This is a genomic window from Beduinella massiliensis, from assembly GCF_900199405.1.
Lineage (GTDB): Bacteria > Bacillota > Clostridia > Christensenellales > Aristaeellaceae > Beduinella > Beduinella massiliensis.
In genome coordinates, this window is sequence record NZ_LT963430.1 from 3,167,951 (window position 1) to 3,186,749 (window position 18,799).

Annotated in this window: 22 protein-coding genes; 3 read left to right on the top strand and 19 right to left on the bottom strand. The window is 60.3% G+C overall.

Translation table 11 applies throughout. From position 1 onward, the window contains the following. Positions 1-14 precede the first annotated feature (14 nt). From C1725_RS15325 to C1725_RS15355, 7 genes are all read right to left on the bottom strand, one after another. Positions 15-251: a hypothetical protein gene (locus C1725_RS15325; protein ID WP_102412443.1), complete on the bottom strand. Its 237-nt coding sequence runs from the start codon at positions 249-251 to the stop codon at positions 15-17. A 72-nt stretch (positions 252-323) separates the two neighbouring features. Then, positions 324-1,283, bottom strand: coding sequence for a N4-gp56 family major capsid protein (locus C1725_RS15330; protein WP_102412444.1), 960 nt, complete (start codon positions 1,281-1,283; stop codon positions 324-326). Positions 1,284-1,299: 16 nt separating this feature from the next. After that, positions 1,300-2,043 carry a hypothetical protein gene (locus C1725_RS15335; RefSeq protein WP_102412446.1) on the bottom strand — a complete coding sequence of 248 codons (744 nt, stop codon included), beginning with the start codon at positions 2,041-2,043 and terminating at the stop codon, positions 1,300-1,302. A gap of 62 nt (positions 2,044-2,105) precedes the next feature. Next, positions 2,106-3,860 carry a portal protein gene (locus C1725_RS15340; RefSeq protein ID WP_102412448.1) on the bottom strand — a complete coding sequence of 585 codons (1,755 nt, stop codon included), beginning with the start codon at positions 3,858-3,860 and terminating at the stop codon, positions 2,106-2,108. Then, positions 3,857-4,408: a phage adaptor protein gene (locus C1725_RS15345; RefSeq protein ID WP_102412449.1), complete on the bottom strand. Its 552-nt coding sequence runs from the start codon at positions 4,406-4,408 to the stop codon at positions 3,857-3,859. Before C1725_RS15345 ends, C1725_RS15340 begins: the two co-directional genes overlap by 4 nt. 16 nt (positions 4,409-4,424) lie before the next feature. Then, positions 4,425-5,816, bottom strand: a complete 1,392-nt coding sequence (locus tag C1725_RS15350; RefSeq protein WP_102412451.1) for a phage terminase large subunit — start codon at positions 5,814-5,816, stop codon at positions 4,425-4,427. Continuing rightward, positions 5,779-6,216 carry a sigma factor-like helix-turn-helix DNA-binding protein gene (locus C1725_RS15355; protein ID WP_346026720.1) on the bottom strand — a complete coding sequence of 146 codons (438 nt, stop codon included), beginning with the start codon at positions 6,214-6,216 and terminating at the stop codon, positions 5,779-5,781. The genes C1725_RS15350 and C1725_RS15355 overlap by 38 nt, the downstream gene beginning before the upstream one ends. A gap of 912 nt (positions 6,217-7,128) precedes the next feature. Here C1725_RS15355 and C1725_RS15360 point away from each other — a divergent pair. The 3 genes from C1725_RS15360 (at position 7,129) to C1725_RS15370 (ending at position 7,987) form a co-directional block, all read left to right on the top strand. After that, positions 7,129-7,326 carry a helix-turn-helix domain-containing protein gene (locus tag C1725_RS15360; protein ID WP_102412454.1) on the top strand — a complete coding sequence of 66 codons (198 nt, stop codon included), beginning with the start codon at positions 7,129-7,131 and terminating at the stop codon, positions 7,324-7,326. 133 nt (positions 7,327-7,459) lie between these two features. Continuing rightward, complete coding sequence (locus C1725_RS15365; RefSeq protein ID WP_102412456.1) at positions 7,460-7,696, top strand: DUF7249 family protein; 237 nt, start codon at positions 7,460-7,462, stop codon at positions 7,694-7,696. Beyond that, the gene (locus C1725_RS15370; protein WP_102412458.1) at positions 7,697-7,987 is read left to right on the top strand and encodes a hypothetical protein; all 291 of its coding nucleotides are present in this window, start codon (positions 7,697-7,699) and stop codon (positions 7,985-7,987) included. 18 nt (positions 7,988-8,005) lie between these two features. Here the strand turns inward: C1725_RS15370 and C1725_RS15375 are convergent, their stop codons facing one another. The 12 genes from C1725_RS15375 to C1725_RS19470 all read right to left on the bottom strand — a co-directional run bounded on the left by C1725_RS15375 (position 8,006) and on the right by C1725_RS19470 (position 18,789). Continuing rightward, positions 8,006-8,611 carry a sigma-70 family RNA polymerase sigma factor gene (locus C1725_RS15375; RefSeq protein WP_102412460.1) on the bottom strand — a complete coding sequence of 202 codons (606 nt, stop codon included), beginning with the start codon at positions 8,609-8,611 and terminating at the stop codon, positions 8,006-8,008. After that, a complete protein-coding gene (locus tag C1725_RS15380; protein ID WP_102412462.1) occupies positions 8,601-9,941 on the bottom strand; it encodes an SNF2-related protein in 1,341 nt (446 codons plus the stop codon). The genes C1725_RS15375 and C1725_RS15380 overlap by 11 nt, the downstream gene beginning before the upstream one ends. Beyond that, entirely contained in the window at positions 9,938-10,432 is a 495-nt protein-coding gene (locus tag C1725_RS15385) for a methyltransferase (RefSeq protein ID WP_102412464.1), read from the bottom strand. The genes C1725_RS15380 and C1725_RS15385 overlap by 4 nt, the downstream gene beginning before the upstream one ends. Continuing rightward, entirely contained in the window at positions 10,425-10,721 is a 297-nt protein-coding gene (locus tag C1725_RS15390; protein ID WP_102412466.1) for a VRR-NUC domain-containing protein, read from the bottom strand. The genes C1725_RS15385 and C1725_RS15390 overlap by 8 nt, the downstream gene beginning before the upstream one ends. After that, positions 10,721-13,150, bottom strand: a complete 2,430-nt coding sequence (locus C1725_RS15395) for a DNA primase family protein (RefSeq protein WP_346026721.1) — start codon at positions 13,148-13,150, stop codon at positions 10,721-10,723. Before C1725_RS15395 ends, C1725_RS15390 begins: the two co-directional genes overlap by 1 nt. Further along, entirely contained in the window at positions 13,143-13,301 is a 159-nt protein-coding gene (locus C1725_RS19465; protein WP_346026901.1) for a DUF6378 domain-containing protein, read from the bottom strand. The genes C1725_RS15395 and C1725_RS19465 overlap by 8 nt, the downstream gene beginning before the upstream one ends. A gap of 10 nt (positions 13,302-13,311) precedes the next feature. Continuing rightward, the gene (locus C1725_RS15400; protein ID WP_102412469.1) at positions 13,312-15,255 is read right to left on the bottom strand and encodes a DNA polymerase; all 1,944 of its coding nucleotides are present in this window, start codon (positions 15,253-15,255) and stop codon (positions 13,312-13,314) included. Continuing rightward, a complete protein-coding gene (locus tag C1725_RS15405) occupies positions 15,233-16,249 on the bottom strand; it encodes a hypothetical protein (protein ID WP_102412471.1) in 1,017 nt (338 codons plus the stop codon). The genes C1725_RS15400 and C1725_RS15405 overlap by 23 nt, the downstream gene beginning before the upstream one ends. Before the next feature lie 59 nt (positions 16,250-16,308). Continuing rightward, positions 16,309-16,866 (bottom strand): ssDNA-binding protein, encoded by a 558-nt coding sequence (locus C1725_RS15410; RefSeq protein WP_102412473.1) that lies wholly within the window; start codon positions 16,864-16,866, stop codon positions 16,309-16,311. 36 nt (positions 16,867-16,902) lie between these two features. After that, positions 16,903-18,054: a DUF2800 domain-containing protein gene (locus tag C1725_RS15415; protein WP_102412474.1), complete on the bottom strand. Its 1,152-nt coding sequence runs from the start codon at positions 18,052-18,054 to the stop codon at positions 16,903-16,905. A gap of 91 nt (positions 18,055-18,145) precedes the next feature. After that, complete coding sequence (locus C1725_RS15420) at positions 18,146-18,478, bottom strand: hypothetical protein (protein ID WP_102412475.1); 333 nt, start codon at positions 18,476-18,478, stop codon at positions 18,146-18,148. A gap of 161 nt (positions 18,479-18,639) precedes the next feature. Beyond that, the gene (locus tag C1725_RS19470; RefSeq protein ID WP_346026722.1) at positions 18,640-18,789 is read right to left on the bottom strand and encodes a hypothetical protein; all 150 of its coding nucleotides are present in this window, start codon (positions 18,787-18,789) and stop codon (positions 18,640-18,642) included. Positions 18,790-18,799 lie beyond the last annotated feature (10 nt).

An 18,799-nucleotide genomic window follows, 5' to 3' on the forward strand; every position in this document is an offset into this window, starting at 1 on the left:
CGTCGGCTCGGGGCTTAAAGCGCCCCGCAGTCCCTGAACATCTGCAGTACCATATCCGGCATCTCAACCTCTTCGCCGCGCCTGTAGCGCACCGGGATGCCGTTCCAGCAGCCGTAGAGCTCCGTGTCGTGCTCGTCCGCGCCCTTGGGCACGTAGACCTTTACGCGCGCCGCCTTAGCAAACGCGGCCTTCGCGCCGACCTCCTGCGCGCGCGCAGCCTTTTCCAGTTCCTCGTTCGTCCTTGCCGCCATAATCCTCATCCTTTCAAAATGGAGGAAGCAACCATGAATTGCTTCCTCCTTTCTTCTCCCTATGCCCGTTCGTTACGCGCTGAACCCGCTCTCGATGCGCTGGATGAACGCGGGCTGCAGCACCTTGCACACGTAGGCCATGACCTTCCAGCCGACGGTGCCGCGCTGATCCAGCGGATCCTCGCCGCTGCCCGCGGGCTTGATCTTGGACTGCACGTTGCCGCTGCCGTCGATGTCCACCACACCGTAAGCGTTCTGGCCGAATACCAGCGTGGAGGCGACGTCCGCGCTGTCCGCCCCCGCTCCGGTGAAGACCTTCGCCTCGCTGGTGCAGATGATTTTGCAGCCGTACAGCATGCCGATTTCGCCGTTGTAGATGTTCCCCTTGTCCTGGTACTTGCTGACGTCCTTCCACGTGGGATCGTCCATCAGGTCGAACTCCGTGTCCGGGCCGATGATCGCCACGTAGTAGCCCGCGCCTGTGCCGTTCCCCTTGAACATCGGCGCGTTGACCTTCTTGAGCGCGCGCACGGCCTTGCGCAGCTCAAGGCTGGTAAGCTTGTCCGCGGGGGTGAGCTGCGCACGGCCCGTCTTGCCTCCCGCGTAAATAACGCTCGCCGTCTTATGCAGCTCCTCACGGGCAAGCGTGTCCAGCGTGAGCGCGCCCTGCTGCGCCATTAGATCCACGGCGTCAGACTTGACGTTGTCAATGGCCGTCAGGTCGAGCAGGTCGCTGACCGTCACAAAGCCGCCGTACTGGGCGATAGTCGCCGTCAGGTTGGTCATGCTCAGCGCCTGCCCTTCCGGGGGCACGCCCTCCGTCAGCGGCGTGGTGAGCGCCGCGAAGGGCGTCCACTTGCGGAACTCGATGGTCTTGCCGTGGTGCGCGGGCATCGGACGCTTCTGCGCAAACTGATTGTGAATCAGCAGGGGCTTCATGTTCTCCAGAAGCCGCTTGTCGTAGTACTGCTTAGTCGCGGTCACAGCGAGCGTACCGGTACCTGTGGTATTGGTGTTATAGGTTACTGCCATGTGTTATCCTCTCCTTTTAGCCGAGGACAACCCGCTTCCCGCTCCGAAGTTGCTGTTCGATGCGCGCGTTGAACGCCGCAAATTCCTCCGGCGTCATGTCCGCAAAATCTTTCATCTTCGCGCCGCCGGAAGTGCTCCGTGCGGTCGCAACGGGCGGGTTGTCCCGTGTCTGTGCGCTTTTGCGCATGCCCTGCCAGTAGGCATAGGCCGTGTTGACGTCCCAGGTGCCGTCGTTGATGTGCGCGGCCACCGTCTCATCCTGGAACATGCCGCCGAGGTCCGCGCCGCTGCCCTGCAGCGCAAAGAGCTGGTCTTCCAGCTGCGCGCGCCTGCCGTCCGCCTCCGTGGGTTTCGCCTTCGCGGTTTTCAGTTCCAGGATCTGCTTCGCCGCCTTGGGCGTGATCTCCGGGTCTTCCTCGGCCATTCTGGCCGCACGGTATTCCAGCATCGCCTGCGCGATCTCATCGTCGGTCATCCCGGCAAACACGTCGCGCGCGGTCTTCGCGAGCTGCACATCCGGCTGATATTTCCGGCTTTGCGCACGCAGCGCGGCCTCCTTGCCCAGCTTCCAGCGCTCCCGCTCCGCTTCCAGCGTCGTCTGCGTCTCCTCGGCCTGCGGCTGCCCGTCGTCGGCATGCGCAGAAGCGTCCTCCTGCGCGGTTTCGACCGTCTCCGCCTGCTCATCCAAAAGTGCAGACAGGTTTACCGTGTCATTCGCCGCGTCGTCCGGCGCCGTCACGACCGTGCCTATCTCGTCCATACGTCCTCCATCGTCGCGCCTTTCCGCGTAGTCAGCCTGTCCGGCGTTTTATCTGATCGGCGTCAAGCCGTTTCAGTTGTCGGTTCCGCCGCCACCTCATCCTGTAGCTCCGTATAATCCGCGTTCGCTGTCTGGCCGGTGACAAGCGCCTGCCGCAGCGCCTGCGCGCGCCGGCCTTCCTGCTCCACCTGGCCCTGAAGTTGTTCCAAGGCCCCCTGCAGCCGCTGTAGCTGCTCGCGGGTCTGGTCTGCGGTTTGCAGGGCTGAGAGCACCTCCTGCTTGTTGTCGATTCCCTGAAGCAGCGACACCACCGCGACAGGCGGCAGCGGCTGGCCCGCCTGACCGCATATCTGCGCCACCTGCAAAACGAACTCGTTGTTCGTCTGAATCTGCAGCGGGCTCCTGCGCTGCACCTGCACGCGCACGTTGTATGGCGGCCGCTCGATGGCCGGTCCCTTGCTGCCGGGCACGAGCTTCACGTTGCGCGGAACCATTTCGCCGGAGCTGCCGTGCCCCGCTACCATGATGACCCGCTCCTGTGTGATCTTGTCCGACAGCACGTAGATCATCTGCTCCACCGTCTGACGGAAACACTCCTTGTAGCTGGCCGTATGCAGCCGCGTGATCTTTCCGCCTGCCTCCTGCAAGGCCTGGATCGCGCTCGCCGCCGTGACCCCCAGCCCGCCCTCGCCGCGCGAAAACTGGTTTTGGCCGCTGTCCTGCTTCATCGTGTCCACGAGGTAGGTCATGAAGTTCATGACCTGCGGATTGAGCGGTGAGGCCTGAAACGCCCGCAGGCTCGCGTCGTCGATGTTGCCTCGCGTGCCCACAAAGTCCCGGCTCCAGTCTGACAGTGCCTTCCCGTCCAGACCGCTGTCCTCGCGGTAGATGAACCGCTGCCGGCTCGACGCTCGCGCGTTGTCGTCCATGTACTTCGCGTAGCGGCACGTCGCCCGCCACTGATCCGCGTAGTCGTCCATCAGGCTGATCCCAAACGGGGACCCGGCCTGTCTGCGGTAGCGGTACGCCACAAACGGATATTCGCCGTGGCTGTATACGGACTTCGCGCTGCTCGCGTACAGCAGCGCCCCGCCCGCGATCTGCGCCATGTGCACCCTGTAGCGCCTGTCGCCCGCCTCGTACGACCGCCACCAGTATTCGATCAGCAGGATCGGGGCCTCGCCCTCCGGCGTGTACCCCGCCCGCGGCTCCCAGTACGTATCCCCGCCGATGTACCGCGCCTTTTCCGGGTAGTGCTGCTCATACCACTCCCGCGGGTAGAACGCCGTCTTGAAGACCGCGCGCCCGTCCTGAATATCCTCAAACATCGGGTCGGGAAAGAAGCTCTCCATCTCCCAGCGCTCGCAGCGCGCCATCCCCCGCCCGTCGTCCAGCTCCTCGTCCCAGAACACCTGCAGGATGCCGGTGCCCGTCACCGCGCAGTCCTCCATGAGCTGCGCGTACTGCTCGTCAAACGCGCTCTGGTACAGCGCGTAGCGCACCACGTCCGTCAGAACGTCCGCGCTCTCCTGAAGCTCTGGGCGCTCCGGCATCATCTTCGCCTCCGGCAGGTTGTCCATCTGATCCGCCACCACGTTGTCGATGGTGCTGTTGAGGCTGTTGAGCTTCGGTGCGGTCTTGGGCAGCGTGTCGTCCTGCAACGCCCGCAGCTTACGGCTCGTGCGCGCCTGCTCGTGCAGCGGACGGTGCGCCGTACGAAACTCTTCAAAGAGCCGCAACGCCCGGTTCAGGATTTCGCGCTCTTCCGGCTTCAGAACCTGCTCTTCATGTTCCAGCGTCCGCTCCTCCTCTCTCACGTGCAATCGTACAGCCCATGCATATTGGGCACCGTGGCGCTGTACTCGCCCTCTGGGCGGATGCGAAAAAAGGTTTCCATGAACCGCTGCCTGTAAAACTCCGCGCGGCTCTGGCGCGTCAGGCTGCCGTTAGAATAAAACCTCCACGTCGCGTAGTCCGCGAGGCACCCATGCGACCATGCAGGCAGGCGCGGCGTATCACGATCCGCCAGCAGGTCCGGCTCGTCGTGCACATAGGTGATCTCCAGCTCGCCCTTTACAGCGCACAGCGGATGCACCCGGCTGCCGTCCATCTCGAAAGGCACCTGCCGTCCGTCCGCTTGTGCCTCCACGATCTCAATCAGCCGCGGTACGCGCCTTGCGTCAACGCTGTCCTCTCCCGTCTCCAAGTAGAGCTCCGTATGCCCACGCGGCCTGAAAGCCCGCTGCAGCACATAGTGATATCCCTCGTTCACATACTGGTCGATCAGGGCGTCGAACTCCGCGATGTCGCTGGCGTCCTCGCCTGCCTGCTCCAGCACCCGTTTCTTGATCTGCCCGAACGTCACATGCATCGCCTCCTTCTCACCCCAGGGGGTCGAACACCGGCCTGCGCGTTTCTCGCGGCGTCCTCGGCGCGATAGGCCGGGACATTAGAAAGTAGCGCGTCTCGTCGTAGATGTGATCTTCGCCGCCCGTGTCAACATCCTCGACGTGTCTGTCGTCGTACACCAGCGCCGGGAACGTCCGGATGAAGTCCCGGCAGGTCGTGAACACCTGCATCATCGGCCGCCCCGCAGCGTCGAACTTCAGCCGCTCGTGTACCTGCGCCTTCCCCGGAATCCGATCATTCACCGCCGGGCTGAACATCAGCCCCGGCGACGCCGCCCGCATCTGCTCGTACACGCTCGTGCCCCGGCTCCCGTCCCAGATACTCGGGTCCGCCACGCCAAATGTGCGAATGCCCTCCCGACGCTCGTCCCGCAGCCCTTCCTCGATCCTCATCGCGATCTCGCCCGGCGAGAGCTTGACGCCCACGTTCGCCACGCCCGTGCAGCCGTAAATCTCCTTGTATCGGTATACCTCGCCGCGCTCGCCCACCGCCCACACGCCGCACGAGAACGGCCTGCTGTAACCGTAGTCGAACGACAGGTATCGCGGCCAATGCGCCGGAATCTCGAACGGTTCGATAACGTGCGTCATGATCCGGTCGCTGTAGCGTGAAGGGTCGTTCACCCATTCCGGGAACGCCTGGCCCTCGAACGCGTCCCAATGCCCCAGCAGCAGCGCGTCGCGCAAGGCTGGGGGTTTCTGTTCCAGCTCGAAGATGTAGTCCTCCGTGATGTGCGGGTTGTCCGTCGCCAGCGCCGGGATGTACTGCACCGTCCGCTGCTGCGTCTTCTTCAGCACCTCGGAGTAGACCGGCATCGCATGAATCTCGCCGTAGGGTGCGGAATCGACAAATCGCTGTTTTACCCAGCCGTGCCCCGGTCCACCGGGGTTCGAGGTGCAGCGCACCACCGGCCGGATGCCAAGGGCGCGATTCGCGCGCACTCGGGTGCGCAGGTACTCGTAGGTGGACTGCTGAAAGTGCGTCAGCTCGTCGATGTAGAGCCAGTGAATCTCCGCGCCCTGATAGCGCAGTTTATCTGTCTCCTCGTTGTTGCAGTGGCAAAAGCGGAGGATCGATCCGTTTTTCAGCCGGTACGTGTAGCTCGACGACGTGTACGTGCCCAGCTCCGGCGGGATGATCCGCCGCGCCGTCGCGATCAGGTTCTTCTCCAGCTCCTGATAGGTCTTGCGGAACAGGTAGGCCTCGGTGCCCGGGTGCTTCAGGCACCGCAGCAGCGCGTCCCACACGCACGCATAGCTCTTGCCGCCGCCCGCCGCCCCGCCGTACAGCACCTCGAACGCCGTCGAGCCGTGAAAGAGCCGCTGCTTAGCCGTCGGCTGGTAGCTCAGCTGCACTCTCGGCATCCGTGGCCTCCCCGATCATCTCGATCTCCGCGCCTCCCAACAGCTCCACCTTGACGGCCGTCGCATCCTTGTCCTTGATGCCCGCGCGGTCCAGCAGGTCGCGGCTTGCCTGCAGGTTCGCATAAACGTCCTTGTGGTCGAGCGCCGCGACCTCCCGCCGCGCGGCCTTGACGCTCGCCATCTTGACGATCTTAAGCGCGTCGTTCGTCGCCGCGTCCAGAAGCTCGTCCGCATAGGCGACGGACTCGGGCCTCCGCAGAATTTTGCTCACGTTCTGCTGGCCCATGTCGAGCCTCGCCGCGATCTCCGCCTGAGACAGCCCCTCGACGTAGTACATCTCGACTACCCGGCGATTCCTCCCCCCAAACTTCATCGCCGCGACTGCGCTGCGTCTGCTCATTGCGTCGCCCTCCCTTCCCCGAAAATTGTGAAATGCATTATATCTGGAAAAGGGCATTTATTCAAATGATTTTCAAAGAAAATTTTTAAGGCGTAGAGGGGCCAAAAAAATAAAAAATAAGAGCCTTGCCGCAGGGGGCGGGGCTCCGGCATACCGGGTTGGAGGTATATAAAATGCGCTACGGTCGCGCGAGCGAGGGTCAATTCCGCCCTCCCCCGTGGGGGTTCGCCTATTTTCGGTGCAGTTTCAAGGCTTTTTTCGCCCCTTTTTTCCGCACAAAAGCGGTGCAATTAGCCTCCATTAAGGCAAATTTAGCACTATGCACAATATCAATAAGCGTTATTTGTGCGCATCGCCCTCAATCTATTCGCAAAAGCATCCTTTCGCGAACTGATTTTGTCTGACCTTTGCTTGTAGCAGCCGACTGTCACGGGAACTCGATTGAAAAACCGCATAACCCCCCGCCCCCATCGCCTTCGCGATATCTTACGACCACGATAGTCAAGACGAGCTTGAAGCCCTTTTGCCGTCTTGACTATCGCAATAGTCCATTCTTCCATTTATTAGGATAGTGAAGGCTGGTGAAAGCTGTACACTGTATCCTTATATACGAGGCTTTATTATCTCTATACGTGGGGGATAGGGTTTAGCTTTCACCTGCCTTCACTTTTGTTATTTAAACATAACCGTATCCCACTCTTGCGCCTATGTGTACAGCCTTCACCAGCTTTCACTTTTTTCGCACGGTTTCTATCTTCCGCATCATTAGAGCGCAGTCGGGTCAAAAACTTTTTTGAAAAAAGGGGTTGACAAATTAAGTCGAACGACTTACAATGTGACCATGGCAAGCAAAAAGCCACCACGGCAGAGGCAACCTCAACTTCCCCATTGAAGACACCATGAAAGGTGGCGATGTCTATCACTTTAAAGGAAGCTCTGCAAGCCAAAGGTTGGACGGTGCAGCGCTTAGCTGACGAAACCGGCATCAGCAAATTGACCTTAAATAACTACATGAACGGCCACCGCAGCCTACCACGTGCGGAAGCCGAGAAGGTTGTAAGGATTGCTGACGCTCTGCAAATCGACATCCACGAGCTTATTAAACGCTAAAAAAATGCTGCGGCTGGCTACCACCCCAAACCGCAGCGCGCCCCCACAGTGCAAACAACGACGAAAGCACAGGCGGACAGCTATATTATACTATACTGCCGTCCACTTGTGCAACAAGAAAGGACGGCAATTTATGTCTTATAACGGTTGGAAAAATCGTCAGACCTGGAACGTCTCCCTCTGGATCAACAACGATGAACCGCTCTATCGCCTGGCCTGCGAGTATGTGCGTCAGGCGAAGCGCGTCAGCTATGACGGGTTCGTCCGCTACGCCGGTCTGGGCGGTGAGCGCACCCCGGACAACATCAGTTATAGCGGCACCCGCCTTGACTACACCGAGCTGACCGACATGCTGAAGGAGCTGATTTGAATGACAAAGCTGAATAGATGGTATGACCTGGACGGCGTGTACACTCGCGACAGCTGGACAATCCCTGATGAAGGCACAGAAATATGGTGCACAGGTTGGAAGCGCGGGCAGACGATCAGCCCTTATGGTGATGACTACCACGTGGTCGTCGGGTTTAGTGTGTACCACTGCGATCAGCTCATGGAGATCCTGAGCCAATGGGAGCGCGACGGTTACACGTGGGGCCTTGAAGGCGTGGCCGTCCAACGTGAACAGCAAATCAACGGGTGCTGGACGCCGGTCCAGGTTTGAAACAAAGCTCCGAGAGGTTTAACCCTCCCGGAGCTTTTCCATTGCCCGCTTTTCGATCTGGCGCACGCGCTCGCGCGATAAGCCCAGCGCCTCGGCCACCTGGCGCAGTTTTTCGCCGTAGGCGAGGCGGTGCACGATCACATACCGCTCGCGGCTCTTAAGTTGCCCCAGCAGCCGCTCAACGTCTGCGCGCTGCTCTGCGCGCTCGAGCTCCTGATCCTCGCCGCCGAGCCGGTCGGCCATATACTCCGTATCCAGCGACAGCAGGCCTTCGCCCAGCGCCTGCATGGTACGCGCCTCGTCCGGCGCGATCTCTGCAGGTATGCCGTCGCCGTACAGCAGCGCCGAGTATGCCTGGCGCTTGTACACCGGTAGGTAGACCGACCCAAACTCCCGGCGGGCCCCGTGGCCCAGCGCGTTGCGTATGTACGGGTAAGCCATCGTGCCGAATTTGACCCCGCGCTCCGGGTCAAAGTCCCTCGCGGCCTTTACCAGCCCTTCCAGCCCGTAATGGTATAGCTCTTCTTGTTTTTCGGCCGGGGAGTGGCCGTAAAGTCGCCGTACGACATACCATACAAGTTTCGTATTGTCCAGTATCAGCCTTTCACGTTCTTCATCTGACAACCGCTTTCACCGCCTCCAGTAATTCGTCCTGCAGCCTCGCCTTGCCCGCCAGCACGCGCATGACGCGCTCATCGATCGTGTCACACGCCACAAGGTGATGTATGACCACACCGTGCTGCTGCCCCTGCCTGTACAGCCGCGCGTTGGCTTGCTGATACTTTTCGAGGCTCCAGGTGAGCCCAAACCACACGATTATATGCCCGCCTGCCTGCAGGTTGAGGCCGTGCCCCGCCGAATCAGGGTGCGCGAGCAACATCGGCACCTCTCCGCGGTTCCAGGCCTCGACATCCTCTGCGCGCCGCAGCACTCGCGCTTGCGGGAACGCCTTTTGCAGCCGTTCAAGGTCGTGCTTGTACGTGTAGTAGACCAACATGCTCTGCCCGCAGGCGGCTTCTACGACGTCTGCCAGGGCGTCGAGCTTTGCCCTGTGCAGCTCATGCCAGTCGCCGCCCGCGTCGTACACGGCCCCCTGCGCGAGCTGCAGAAGCTTGTTCGCGACCGCTGCGGCGGTAAGCGCTACGATCTCTTTGCCGTCCAACTGCAGCAGCATCGCGCGCTCCATCTCTTCGTATGCCGCCCGTGCAGCATCATCGAGCTCGACACTGATAACGTTGTCGATGCGCTCCGGCATCTGTAGATAGTCAACACTTTGCATACTTATACACAGATTATGCAACGCATCATAGATAGCCTCCTCGGCCCCCGGTTTGAGACGCCACTCGTAGACGACATGACCGTTGCGTTTGCCAGCGTCGAAATACCGATATCGATAGCTGCCCAGCGTCTTGCCCAGCGCCTCGCCGCGGTCGAGCAGGTACATCTGCGCCCATAGGTCGATCAGGCCGTTGGGTGCCGGTGTGCCCGTGAGCCCCACGATGCGCGTGATGCACCCCCGCACACGGCGGAGCGCCCGGAAGCGCCCCGCCCTCGCGCTCTTGAAGCTGCTCAGCTCGTCGATCACGACCATGTCAAACGGCCAGCACCGCCCCACTTCTTCCGCCAGCCATTCAATGTTCTCGCGATTGATTACGTACACGTCGGCGTCTCGCCTCAGCGCTGCCCGCCGCTCAGCCGCGCTGCCCAACACCCGCTCGACCCGCAGCCCCAGATCCCACTTGGCCGCTTCCTGCGCCCACACGGTTTGCGCTACGCGCAGCGGCGCGATGACGAGCACCCGGTCGACCTCATACCGATTGTTGATCAGCTCGTCGATGGCGTGCAGCGTGATCGCTGTTTTACCAAGGCCCATATCAAGTAGCAGACCGACCTCGTTTTGTTCGACAATCCTTTGGATCGCGTATCTCTGGTATTCGTGCGGCCTGAAAATCATACGACGCCACTCTCGTCAAACTTCATGAAGCAGCCCCAAAATGTGCCCATTTTTTTGCCGCTGTGATGCCCAAATAAGGGGCGCTGCCCGATAGCGCGCCACACTTTTTCAGCCGGAATCTGTACTTCAGACCACTTAAAAATCAGTACCCCTTCGGGTTTAAGCACTCGAAGACATTCGTGGAACCCACTACGAAGCGTATCTTCCCAGCCCTCCTCAAGTTTACCGTATTTTTTAAAGGTCCAAGACGTTTCACCAACACGTTCAAGATGTGGCGGATCAAATACGACAAGCCTAAAAGTTTTATCATCGAAGGGCAAATGCGTAAAGTCACATATTACGTCTGGCGCCACGACACACGGCCTTTCACTGCCTCTCCATACTCTTTCAAACGTCTCTTGACGTTTATCACAGTAGATCACTGCAGGGTGATGCTTGTCAAACCACATGGTACGGCTTCCGCAAGTGGCATCTAATATCAGTTTATCCATCGCTTACGCTCCTTTTGAATACGTCCTCCACGCAGGCCTTCGCTTCATCCCACCCGCTGACCTTACGTACGTCCATGCCGCGCCTGCGCATCTCCTCGATCTGCCACTTTTGCAGGTTGCTCAGGCGGCCCACTTCGGTCTTGAGCTCTACCCATACAACACGTCCATCGGGTGTGATGATGATGCGATCCGGCACGCCGGGATTGCCGGGGCTCACAAATTTGTAATATAGCCCGCCTCGCTTCTTTACAAGCTGGCCCATGCGGGCCTCGATCTGCGATTCGCGCATTATATCTCCTCCGTGACCTCAAGCCCCAGCCACACGTTGCCGATGTTGGTGTGCCGTCGCTCATACCCGCGTGCCTCCAGCGCCGCGGCGAAGTCGTTCGAGCGCCGCGGCATCTTCTCGCCGTTGCTCGTCGCCCACGTGACGTAACGGCCGTACAGCTCCGCGCTTTTCACCTTCGTGCCCTCGCGCGTGCACTCGCTCAAAAAGGCCTTAAGCCAGTCCTCGCGGTCGAGATACGCAGCCGTGGATTGTTTGACGATTTCCGGCTTTTTGATCTTACAGCGATTCGCACAGAATCGCTTTGCGCCCTCGATCATCCAGGCCAATATCTGTGGCCCCTCCTGCGCGACCAGCTGCTCACCGAAATTGGTGACCATCTGCTCCGGCGCAATCGTCGTCTCAAACGGCGCGACCGCGATGCGCCTGCGTGTGCCGCCGTCGAGCGAGCGCAATTTAAACAGGTGATTGGTGTGCAGCACCAGCGTGTGCGTCGGTCTGAAGCTGAACGGGTCTCGACCCTTGGGGTTTGCATTGATCTCGTCGCGGCTCGTCAGGCGCTTCATGATGCTGACGCTCATGTTCGCGCCCTCGTCGGTCTCACCGGCAATGACAAGCCGCTTGCCGCGTACCTGTTCCAGCCCAAATGCTTCAGCCCCGTTGTTTTTCGCCACCAATAGCTCCTGCCGAATGCCGCCCGCATAGTCGCCCAGCACGTCTTTCCAGGCTCCAAACAAGGTTGACTTGCCGTTGCCGCCGGGCCCGTAGCTGATGACCATGCCCTCTTCGTACACCGCGCCGACCAGCGCCATGCCCGCAACGTCCTGCAGGTACCGCTCAAAATCCGTGTCAGCGTTTGTAATGCGGCGCAGAAAATCGCTGTACATCGGCGTCTCGCCGCCAGCGGGCGCAACCGCCGTACAGGCCGTGCACAGCGCGGCCGCGTCGTGCGAGCGCAGCTTGCCGGTTTTGAGGTCTACAATCCCGCCGGGCGTGTTCAAGGCCCACGGGTCGGCGTCGAAGTCCTCCAAGAGATGGCTCTCCAGCATTGGTTTGGCAAGGTCGAGCGTCGCTTTGATCTTCGCAGCGCTGCGGCTCTTGCAGGCCCAGCTCAGCGCCGCTGCGGCGCGCTTGCGGTCGTCTGAGCCTTCCGGCGTCACGCGCAGCCAAGCCTGTGCGGCGCTCAGCAGCCCGTCGGTAAACCGCATCATGAGCAGCTTCGCGGCTCCCTCCGCGTCGGTCTGCCACCGCACGCCGTCCCAGGCTACCCAGCGCAGGTTGTCCTGCCAGCAAAGCACGCGCTTGTATGCGTCGGCAAAGGCCACGGCGTTGCCCTGGTCGGTGTAGTCTGTCTCGCTTTTAATCAGGCCCTCCGCCGCCTCGTTTTCAAAGTCTTCCAGCGCATTGGCCTTGATCCGCGCTTCGAGCTCTTCAAGCACCGCACTGTCTCCTTGGCACATCTCCTGCATCGCCATAAATGACGGCATCTCGTTCGCGGGCAGGTCTTTGTCCCCGTCGAGCTCGCCATACAGGTGCAGCCGCACCAGATCAAACGCGTTGCACAGCCTCCCGCCCGCGGGGTCGCTGTCGTGATGCGAATAGATAAATTTTCCGCCATCATACAGCACCGCACCTCCGTAGGCGCTGCCCGCGCGGTAGGTGTATCTGCCCTCCTGCGCTGCGTCATATATAGTAGAAAGAAATTTTGCAATCGCCGCTGGAACGTCGTACACCCGGCAGAACGCGCCGACGATGCCCGGCTTGTCCGTGGGCTCGCCCTGCGCCTTTGCGCGGGCGCGCAGCTTGTGTGTCTGGCGGCTGCTCGTGGGCCACTCTGCCGTGTCGTGCCAGTCGTTGTACTCGCTCAGCACCGCGTCCGGGTCGAGCCACGGCCCGTCCTGCGCCTCAAAGATGTACTCTGCGTCTTTGGGCATGCTGGGCCAGTACATCAGCCTGCCGGGCTGGTAGGTCGTATCGTCAAACGCTTCAATGTCCAGCCAGCTCGCGACCCGGCGAGCGATAGCCTCGTATTCGTCCGGCGCGACAGGGCGCGCCAGCGGGAACAAGAAGCGCAGGCGGGGCTTGTCCGGCGTGTGGCTGTGCGTTGCGTACACGCCGGCCGCAAGTCCGTACATCGACGTCCAGACGTCCCACAACTCCACCGTGCCGTAGTCCGCGTCCAGCGCGAGCAGGCAGCGGCTTTGCACGTTGCTCGATTTGCGCCGCCCGCCGTGCACGTCGCCGCCCACGAATCCGCCGACGTCTTTGATCTCCGCGCGCTGTTGCGCTGGCATCGCCGCGAACTCCGCGGCCGTCTCCGTCGTGCGGATCGGCGTGCGCAAACGCTCTAACAAATCCGGCCAACTTAGCTGCCGCACTTGCCAGTGCGTATCATGCCGGCTCTTGCCTACAGAGATCGTGAGGTTATTCATGCGCCACCACCTCCGCGCCGCAGGCCGCATAGCCTGCCAGATCCACGAAACTATCCCGCGTGCCCTTTCCGGTCTTGATGCGTGCGATCTTGAGCAGCGCCTGCTCTGCCGCATCGCGCACTAGATGTGGCTCTTTGCCGATCCAAAGCATGTCCACAATATCAATCCTTTTTATAAAATTTGGTCACGTACCCATCCCCGCGCAACACCAAACCGGGTGCCCACGGCAGAGGCCGCGCCATGATCTCGCAGATATCCCGTAGCGCTGTATCAGCTTCCGCCTCCGGCACCTCGACGACCATTTCGTCATGCACGTGCATGACGATCTCCGGGTAGTGTTGCTCAACGGCCAGCATCGCGTCGCGCAGGCAGTCACGGGCGATGGCCTGGACGACGTTCTCTACAAACTTCGGCCCGTAGCTCTCGACGCGGCTCCACCGCCCCGCTTCATAGCTTTGATAGCTCACGCTCTCCCCGCCAAACTTGTTTGTCGTCATCTGCGGCTCGAAATACCGCAGACTCCGACCGCTGGGAAGGTGGATGTGCAGCAGCCTTTTTGTCGTACGCTCAACGCTCAACCCGTGTGGCAGCTTGTAGGTACCGCCGTGCTTCACGGCGTTAATCACTGCGGAGCCGACACGCTCCCACAGCGCCACGATGTGCGGGCTGGCCTCGCGCCATGCCGTCACCAGCGGCTGTAGCTCACTCTCTTCCAGGCCCATCTCTAGCGCGCCCATGTTGGTCAGCGCCCCCACGCCGCCGCCGTAGCCCAGGGCCAATTCAGCAATCTTGCCCTTCTGCCGCAAGTGAGCATTCTGGCCGTGCTTTTCGACCGGCACCTTAAACATCTGGCTGGCTGACGCGCAGTATATGTCGCCGCCTTTCGCAAAGACCTCCTGCCGCCACTTCTCGTCGGCCAGCCATGCTACAACCCGCGCCTCGATGGCGCTAAAATCAGCTACTGCAAATGTGTGCCCCGGCTTGGCCACAAAGGCCGTGCGGATCAACTCGGAGAGCGTCGACGGCACATTGCCGTACAGCATTTCCAGACCCTCACGATCTCCGCTCTTCGCGATCTCTCGCGCGGCTTCCAGGTCTTCCAGGTGATTTTGGGGTAAATTTTGAACTTGCACGAGCCTGCCTGCCCATCGGCCCGTTCGATTTGCGCCGTAGAATTGGAACAACCCGTGCACTCGACCGTCGGAACAGACGCTGCGCTCGATGGCCTCGTACTTCGCCATGCTCGTTTTTCCCAGCTCCTGCCGGATCGCCAGCGCCCGCGCCTTTTCGCCGGTCGCCGTTTCGCGCATCGCCGCAACGTCTTTCTTCGTCAGGCTATCCGTGCCAAAGTACCGTTTAAGCTGCGCCACGCTGTTTGGGTTGTCCAGTCCGGTCAGCTGCCGGGCTTCGTCCGTCAGCAGGCCGTTGTGCTCGTTGCTCATCGCAATCGCGGCGCGGACAAATTCCATGTCAACGCCGACCCCGCGCGCGTTGATTCGTTGATCCATCTCCCATGCGGCTTGCTCTTTCGGCGGCAGCGGATAGGCCGATAGCCGCTTACGCAGCTCGCGCTCCACGACGACATCCTGCTGGTTATAATCAATAAACGCGCGCCATTTCGCCGGGTCGTGCTCCGGCAGGTTTCGCGCGTGCCCTCCGCTGGTCTGCGTCGGCTTGCAAGGCTTGCTGAAATAATCGATCAGCCTCTTGCCCTCGTCCATCTTCTCTTCGGTCAGACCCAGCGCTTTGACTGCGTCGCCCAGCTTACGCGGCAGGCCCAGCGTCGCGGCCAGCACCGCCGTACATCTCCACTGCCTCTCATCCATAGGCCGGCCAAACCAGCGGCCCAGACAGGTCATCTCGAAGGCTGCGTTGTAGGCGGTTTTAAGCACATCAGGGGCCCACAGCGCGCCTTGGAATGCGCGCAGCTCCTCGTCATTCAGGCAGTTCTTCGTGCAGTCCACGACCCGTACCGGCCCGTCGTCAAACGCATAACCTATGAGTAAAATCCGAAAATCAGGCGAATCGACGTAGCGATGTACGCCGCAGCGCGTCAGGTCAACGTCGCTGTACGTCTCAATGTCAATGCTGAGCGTTTTCGCCATTCTTCTTTTCCTCCAGCGCTGGGTTCCAGGCAACGCCGATGTAATCCAGAACCGCGCCCCAGCCTTGATCGTACATGAGGTAGTTCCAGTATTTCGGGTTATCCTCGTATAAACGATCGTATCGATGCGGACGCTTCTCGATGTGGATTCCAAAGCCGCACATTGTACAGCCTGTCCGCTGAGCCCTGGTCGTCCGGAGGGTTCCATCTGTGTCGCGAACGATCTCGCCATAGATTTCAGGCACGGGGACATGTAGGTCAAGCGCCAGTTGCAACAGGTCTTGCCTCATAAAAATCGCAAACGGGCATGAGCGTGTAACTGATTTGCCATAGTAGTTGCAGCCATTTTTCATCAACCCCTTTTCACGCTGACCGCCCTCGGAGGCCATAAGACCCATGTACGGCGAGCGACCAGCTGCCTTTGCATAATCGGAGCAGGGCTTTTCCTTCATCCAATAGCAGCATTCCGCCGAAACCCTGAAAGGTGCAGCTTTCATCGGAAAGTCCGGCCTATGGTCCTGATAGTTTCCGCCAAATAGTTTCAGCCACTTATCGGGTAACTTTAAGCGGTTGGAATGCCCAAAGTTTCCTTGCGCTCCCATGTCGCCGGTAATCAGCGCGTGAATGAAAGTCTGCTTAGGGTTGTCCGCTTTTTGCAAAGCCTCGATTTTTCGCGCCTTTTCCTTGCTGATAATCGGATACCCGTACTCCTCGACAACCTGCTTCTGTGTCTTGATCGGATGGAGCACTTGAACGCCAAGTTCGCGGTGAATCCTTTGAATGGATTTATCTTCGAGGCTGGAAACCGATACCGCTGGCACATCGATGCCGATAGAGCGCAAGAACAGCAATAATGTGATGCTGTCGAGGCCTCCGACCGAAATATAGCACATGCCGTCGAGCTGATTGTAGAACTCCCACGCCTTGATCTCCGCGTGTGCGACCTTGGCCGCATAGGGTAGCTTTTGCTTTTGCATGAACTCTTGTGGTGTCAATGTAAATCCTCCTACGCAAAGAGGCGGCGCGGCCTCTACCGCACCGCCTCTACCGTCTCTTACAGTCCAAGGTCGTCTTCTTCACCCTCGAAATCGTCCGCGAAGTCGTCTTCCGCGCGGCTGAACCCGCCCAGTGGCTCGCCGTCTGCAAGCTTTTGCAGGTTATTCAATCCGGCCGCGATACCCTTGTTACCACTCTGGTTATAGGCATAGAAGTTGAGCGAAGCCCTGCCGTAGCACCCCGAATACAGCTCCGTCTCATCCAGGATCTCGACTTTGCTGCGGTCGATTACGCCGGGCGCGCGCTTGCTGCTGGCGTTGAGCACGTAGCAGCCCTTGCATTCCGGGCCATATTCGCCACCGTTGGGCTTCTCTCCGTCGCCGTCGTGCAGCGGCGACTTGAGCGACGTCGGCACCTTGCCACCGAATATTGCGGCGCTGGAGAGCCGGGCTGCCTCGCAGGCCGCCTTGATCTTACCTAGCGTCGTCTTGTCCGTCTTGGGGATCAACAGGCATACGCTGTACTTGGGCTCCTGGCCTTCCGCGCTCGCACGGGGCTTAAAAGCATTGAGATAACTGAAACGCACCTTACCGGTGATAACCTTAGTAGCTTCCATAATTCCACATCTCCCATATTTCGATCCTCACCGCTGTCAGGCGGTGACGTCGTCGTTAAAGTCCTGCTTTGCACTGTTCCATTCCGGCCGCTTGTCCGTCTCCGGCACAAGCGTCGGTTTGCCCTCCGGTTTGACGATCAGGTCGCCCAGAAGGCTTGCCAAAGCCTTCTTCCCGACCAACTCTTCGAGGTCTGTTAGACCCTTGATGCGCATAACGTCGGTCGTCTTGTACCCGCTTTCCCTCAAAGCGAGCACGGCCAGCTCTTCGTTGGAGATCTTCCGGGTCGACCGGCCGGCCACGAGCTTCCAGCCGTCGAAATGCTCTCCGTTCTCAATCGCCTGCTGTGCGGCGTAGTCTTTGACCGATTTCGCCCATGCGGTCAGCTCGTCCACGCGGGCTAAGATTTCGCCAATCTCAGCGTTGCTGAGTAGCGGTGCATCGGCAAATTCGTACTTTGCGAGCTCCAGCTGCTTCTCTGCCCGTGCGCGGCATGTCGCCGCCACGCGGCAAAACCGACAATGTTCGCCAGCTTTAAACTCGCCCTTGCCCTCTGCGGCTTGCTGTGCGGTCGTGAGTATCCGGTTGCCCCATTCCAGCAGCGCTTCGACGTGCAGGGTCTCCATCGTGACGCTGTCAAGCCGCGGCTGGAAGATGTGCAGACGCACCATGTCAATCTCATACAGGCTGCTGAACTCTGCCAACGCACCCAAGCCATACAGCCGCAGCTGCGGGTTGTTTTCAGCGCTGACCGGCACACCTTTGCCGTATTTAAAGTCCACTACGTCCATCACACCGTCGGATATGATGATGACGTCACCCGTACCAAAGCCGTCCGGCACCCAGGCCCCGAAGTCCAGTCGCTGCTCCGTCAGCAGCAGCGCGTCAGGGCTGCGCCGCTGCGCTGCGTCGTATAGCTCGATTACGTAGTCTACAAAACCGTCGGTGTGCTCCTCCATCGCTTTGCGGTACAGTTCATGTCTGGTCAACTTCGCAGGCGTGCGCGGCTTCTTGCCCTTCAAGTAGGCATTGATTTTTGCTTCACAGATGCTGTGCGCCAGCGTCCCCTCCGCCGCAGCCTCGCTCGTGCCGCCCTCGGGGGCCTGCGCGCATAGCTGCGCGCTGGGCGGACAGGCCAGCCACCGGTGCGCGCTGCTCGCGCTGAGCAGGGCATGTCCTACTGCCGGCATTTTTCCCACCTTTCCAGCAGCCGTGCTTGGGCCGCCTCTACGTTCTCCCGGTCGATCAACTGATAGATACACAGAGCGAGCAGCAGCAAACTCATGCCATCGCCTCCTGGGCAAGCTGTACCGCGCGCGCCAGCTCCTCGGGGCTCTTCAGATCGGTAAACGACTTGACACCCATCTGATCCAACACGCCCCGCACCGCCTTTGCGCCCTTCGCAGCGCGCAGGTCGTTCAGGGCTGCGCGGGCTTCGACCATGGAGATCACAGTCGGATTGCTGGTCGGCTTTTCCACCTTGGCGGGTGCCTCTGCTTTGGCGGGCGCCGCCATCGGCGCGTACCCGCCGTTGGGGTGCAGTGCCGGAATCCCGGATAATGCTTGCGCCAGACGATCCAGCGCGGGGCAATCGATTCTAACGGTGATTTCCATTGATAATCTCCTCTCGTTGTGCTACAATAAGGTCGCATGTTTTTGTCTGCCGCTGGTCTGAGGTTGCCGCCTCGCCAGTGGCTTTTTTACGTCCAAAGGCGTTTTGCATATCTTCGTTTGCCCATCCCCCCTCTCGCATTGCCTGTAGCATCCCAAGAATGTCAGCCGGTGTGCCGTGCATAGGCGTCGGCCTCCCCGCCGATAATCGCAAGCAGCCGGCGCAGCTCAGCGAGCGTGAACGTTTCCGGTCGCTTACAGCGGTTGTACATTGTCGCCCGGCTCATGCGCGCGAGCGTAGCAAGCTCTTCCATCTTTAGGTTT